General features: G+C 38.0%; 1 protein-coding gene and 1 pseudogene. Both read left to right on the plus strand.

Translation table 11 applies throughout. The annotated features are described in order from the left end of the window. A partial coding sequence (locus tag ACFILD_RS05285; protein ID WP_375661069.1) for a YadA-like family protein occupies positions 1-258 on the plus strand: 258 nt, incomplete at its 5' end. An 821-nt stretch (positions 259-1,079) separates the two neighbouring features. After that, a pseudogene (locus ACFILD_RS05290) lies at positions 1,080-2,850 on the plus strand (hypothetical protein); the annotation flags it as partial.

Genomic DNA, 2,850 nt, shown 5'->3' on the forward strand with positions numbered 1-2,850 from the left:
AGTTATGATATTAAGAGCGTACGGAAAGAGGCAAGGCAAGCAGCCGCCGTTGGTTTAGCAGTATCCAACCTACGTTACTTCGACGAGCCAGGATCTTTGAGTGTCTCATTTGGTAGCGGCACATGGCGTGGACAATCCGCATTTGCCCTTGGTGCTGGTTATACATCTGAAAACGGAAAAATCCGCTCTAATCTCTCTGCCACGAGTGCTGGTGGTCATTGGGGCATAGGTGGTGCAATTACTCTGAAAATAAAATAATACGAACAACGAAAACAAAACATCCACCCTTATTTATTGAAATAAGGGTGGATATTTTTTTTACAGACGCACAGTATTTATCTAGAGATAAGCATAATATTTGATGAGGCTATAGACTGTGAGGTTTTATAGAAGATTTTTCTATATTTTGTTGAAAAAAGATCATAGTAGAATCCATATTGCTAAAAAGTTATATTTTTATGTTGCTATTTTCATGAACAGCCTATAGCAATATGGGAGTGTATATTAGTAAGACTCATTTTGATGAAATAACTTTCAAAGGGGGAAAAGTAGTGCGTAAAGATAAAAGGTACATCACGGGACCGCGCATATATCATTATATGATATATTAAAAAGAAAAAATCCAACTAAAAAGCCAGTTATCCAAGGAAAACTATATTCCAGACATATTACAATTTCTTTTTACTTTACTTATTATTAACAAAACCATGCTTTCTAATAAAAATAAAGTCTATAATTAGGAAAATACATATTAAAACCTAGTACAAAGGATTTTATAGTAACCACTACCAAGTAAAATGTAATATTAAATATAAAGACCCCTTTTTAGTTAGAAAAAACAGCACACTAAAAAACTTAGACTCTAAATGTGTCATCTTTATGTCCACAAAACATAATCAAAAAAACAAACATTTAGGTCTCAACACAGAGAGCACAAACAAAACAAGACTAAAGACTCAAAATGTTCACACTCTAAGCAATGATCGTCTACTCTGAATTCCAAAGACATCAATAATGCTAAAATGTGTCTTTTTTATGTTTTGGAGGTGTTTTTAAGTTTTTTCATTGGAGAGTTTGTTATGAAAAAATTATATGCCCCACAAGCTGCGAGTGAATTAAAACGTTCTCGTTTTTCTTTTGTTAAAGTTCTTTCGTTGGCTATAGCGGCTACATTCTTATCGAATGTTACGCCTGTTTTTTCAGCAAATCCTGATTTTAGAAACACGTTTCTTGAAGGTGTAAAAAGTGCTGGTGTATCTTATCCACAAAGCCTTCTCTCTGTTGCTGGTTTGAATGCTTCTGATGATTACGCAAATTTTTTAACCAAAACCCTTTCTGGTAAGAGAGATAAGAGTCCTATCGTAAATGTTTTGACAGAAGGTAGCCGTTCTGCGCGAGTTGGAAATGTTGGTGATAAGAAAGTGCCACAGCTTACAAGAATAGCGGTTAACGATAAAAGCATGAGTGCGGATAATATTGCTGTGCGAAAATTGCCAAAAACATTTGTTAAAAAAGGGTGGATGCTGCCTGTTGAGGACGATAATAGTGATGATATTTTGCTGTCTGGCGTTAATAGTTTAGCAAGGAGGGTGAGTACGTATGCAACTAATGATGATATAAAAATAGGAAAAAATCAGAATGCGAATGCCATTAATATTATTGCTATTGGTAACGGCATACAGACATATTCACAAAATAATCTGTTTGACGGTGTTACTATTGTTGGCAACAGCACGAAAGACTACGCTTCTGCTGCCACCATTGTTGGTGCATGGGCAGAAGTGAAAGAAGCGGGCGGTGTTGCGCTAGGTTACAATTCTGTCGCCGATAGGGCTAGTGGTGTTTCTGGCTATTCTCCTAATAAGAAAGCGAATGCAACAGGTACTGAAGTTCAATGGAAGAGTGTTTATGGTGCCATGAGTGTTGGTAATCTCAGCGAGAAGGGAACGCGACAAATTATAGGGGTAGCAGCTGGTTCTGAACTGACTGATGCAGTAAATGTTGCGCAGATAAAGTCATTACAAAATTACGTAGATAAAGGTTGGCAGCTGTCTGTTGGTGGTGCAGATGCTACAACTATTGGTATAGAGAGCAAGATCGATTTATCAGCGGCAAGTGAAAATCTTCAAATTAGCAAAGGCAAAGATGACAATAATATAAAATTTGATCTAGCCAAGGATATTGCAGTCAATAAAGTAACTGCAGGAAGCAGTACTTTAGACGCAACGGGCTTAGTGATTGCCAATGGTCCGAAAATAACCACCGGAGGTGTTGATGCTGGAGGTAAAAAGATAACTGGAGTGGCAACGGGTACTGAAAGCACCGATGCGGTGAATTTTGCACAACTGAAGGAAATAAAAGAACAAGTAGCAGCCAGTAGTTTTATTAAACAAGATGTGCAGACGAAATACATCACCATTGGTAAGGATACAGATGGCGATAAAATCACTATTACCAATAAAGATAATAAGACCAGAATTCTTTCTGGCGTTGCAGATGGCGCGGACGACACTGATGCCGTGAATGTTGCGCAGCTAAAAGCTCTAAAAGACTCTATAACTCCAAGTTGGGATCTCTCTGTTGATGGTGCAGATACGACGAGTGTTGATTCAACCAACCCAATGGATTTGGCAGCTGGAAGTAGCAACCTAAATATTACAAAAGGCAAAGAGGACAATAAGGTAAAATTTGATTTAGCAAAGGATATCACACTGGAGAGCGTAAAGGCAGGTACAAATACCTTAGATGCAACAGGCTTAGTGATAGCCAATGGTCCGAAAATAATCATTTCTGGGATAGATGCTGGGGGTAAAAAGATTACAGGAGTGTCGGATGGCACTGGAGCGAACG

It is taken from the genome of Bartonella sp. CL162QHHD (assembly GCF_042195435.1).
In the GTDB taxonomy this organism is placed as follows: domain Bacteria; phylum Pseudomonadota; class Alphaproteobacteria; order Rhizobiales; family Rhizobiaceae; genus Bartonella.